Here is a 2325-nt window from a genome sequence, read left to right on the forward strand (position 1 = left end):
ATTTGATGTTGTTACAGTATGTAGCGATATGATTAGCTCTTTAGCGTTACAAGGGCAACGAAAGGGTCTTGAAGTATTTTTAGATACTAAAGATGTAGTAGACAGAATGGTTATTGGCGACAGCCATCGACTTAAACAAATTTTAATTAACCTAGTTAATAATGCGTTTAAATTTACTCATAGAGGTGAAGTAAGTTTAACTGTTGGCTCTAAGTACATTACTGACTCAAAGTTATTAATGAGCTTTACAATAAAAGATACCGGAATTGGTATAGCGCCTGAAAACATAGACAAACTATTTGAAGTGTTTACACAAGAAGATTCAAGTACAACCCGTCATTTTGGTGGTACAGGCTTAGGCTTATCTATATGTAAAAAACTTGCTCAGTTAATGGGTGGTAATATTACGGTTATAAGTGAAAAGGGTGCTGGTAGTACCTTTACCGCAACGGTTGAGCTACATGTTGCACAAGAGAAAAAACTAAACACAGGTATTGAGCTTGCTACAAGTATTAACGTAGCGGCATTAATAGCGCGCGATAACGTTTATAAAAACGTGTGCGATTTATTGCTACTAACCTGTAAAGTAAATGCAGAAAACATTGTAAGACTCGACTACTTTAGTGAGCATAAAGAGTTTGAGGCTGACTTATTATTGATTGACGATGAGCATCCTCAAATTGATGCCCTTATTGATTATTGTAAACAGTTTAATAAAAAGTACGTCTTAATTTTACGCGACATGGTGACCGATAAACCGACTAAAATGATATTACCTGAGGGTAGCCACATTCTAAATAAACCGCTTACCCAAGATCAATTTAGCTATAAGTTAGCCAGCTTATTTGGTGCCAGTAATGATTGCATTATAGCGCCACCAAAAGGCTTGGAAGAGGAACAAGTAGAGCCTGACCTATCTGCGTATCATGTATTATTAGTTGACGATAATATGATAAACATTGAAGTAGCTAAGGCAATATTAAAACGTACTAAAGTAAAAATCACTTGTGCGTCAGACGGTATAGAAGCCTTAGAAGCACTGAGAGAAAACGAAGAGCAAGCTTTTGATGTTATTTTAATGGATTGCCAAATGACTAATTTAAATGGCTACGATACAACAAGTGAAATCAGAAATAGTAAGGCCGGGGTAGATTATACTCACATACCGATTATCGCTATGACAGCGAGTGCGATGGAAGGTGATAGAGAGCGTTGTTTAGCTGCTGGAATGAACGACTACATTACTAAACCAATTAAACCACAAACTTTAAAAGACAAGCTAATTACTTGGTTAAGTTAATCGTTTTGAAAATCAGCTGCTAAGCAGCTGATTTTTTTGGTTTGGTATTTGTTGACGTATTTAAAGGCGTGTTAAGAATAGCTATGTCTGCGCTATCGAGTATAAATTGTGTATCTGACCAATGTAGTAATTCTATCTTTCCATCTTGCTGCTCTACAAGCGCAGTACAGCTCTCAATCCAATCACCATCGTTACAGTACATAATACCGTCATCCACTTTAATTTTGGGATGGTGAATGTGTCCACAAATAATACCGTCTACGTTTTGTTTTTTAGCTTCATGAACTGCGGCATCTTCAAAGGCACTAATTGCTTCTCGAGCTTTGTGTACCCGAGCTTTTATCCACGATGCAAGCGAGTAATAGTTACCGCCAAATATTTTACGTATACGATTAGTCCAGCGATTTAAAAATAATAAAAAGTCGTATCCTGCATCCCCCGCAATACTAACAAGTTTGTTATAACGAGTCGCTGAATCAAAGTCGTCGCCGTGTATAAGTAAAAACCGTTTATTAGCTTTAGTGGTGTGAATAAACTGCTGGTGGATTTCAACACCAAATAATGTTTGATTTATATAGTTTCTAAACGCTTCATCATGATTACCAGGAATATAAATGACACGTGTACCGCTAGCTGCTTTTGTTTGTATGCAGTTTAATACTTCATAATGAGAAGGGTGCCAATAAAACTGTCGCTTCATTGACCATAAGTCAATAATATCACCCACTAAATAAAGTGTGTCAGATTCTACCGAGTTTAAAAAATCAAGTAAGTAATCAGCTTTACAATCTTTGTAACCTAAATGAACATCAGATATCCAAATGGCTGGATAATGTTGTTTTTTACGCAGTTGATTGTTTGTCATGCCCGTCATCCATAGTGTAATAATTAAACACTGTAGATAAATCTAATGACACTTATGAGACACTTTAGCGAAGCCTCCATGACAATTTATACCAAGGCACGTAATTAAAAGATTTCTATAAAGCTAGGAAAGGTGAGTCATTGAGCAGCTATTATTACGC

The 2325-nt window shown here is 36.3% G+C and carries 2 protein-coding genes; one reads left to right on the forward strand and one right to left on the reverse strand.

Features of this window, described 5'->3' with window-relative positions; genetic code table 11:
• Positions 1 to 1300, forward strand: a 1300-nt coding sequence (locus tag H5072_RS17175; RefSeq protein WP_182694233.1) for an ATP-binding protein, incomplete at its 5' end; no start/stop codon positions are given.
• A gap of 19 nt (positions 1301 to 1319) precedes the next feature.
• Here the strand turns inward: H5072_RS17175 and H5072_RS17180 are convergent.
• Positions 1320 to 2165 carry a UDP-2,3-diacylglucosamine diphosphatase gene (locus H5072_RS17180; protein WP_024596856.1) on the reverse strand — a complete coding sequence of 282 codons (846 nt, stop codon included), beginning with the start codon at positions 2163 to 2165 and terminating at the stop codon, positions 1320 to 1322.
• Positions 2166 to 2325 lie beyond the last annotated feature (160 nt).

It is taken from the genome of Pseudoalteromonas sp. SR45-5 (assembly GCF_014163565.1).
In the GTDB taxonomy this organism is placed as follows: Bacteria; Pseudomonadota; Gammaproteobacteria; order Enterobacterales; family Alteromonadaceae; genus Pseudoalteromonas; species Pseudoalteromonas distincta.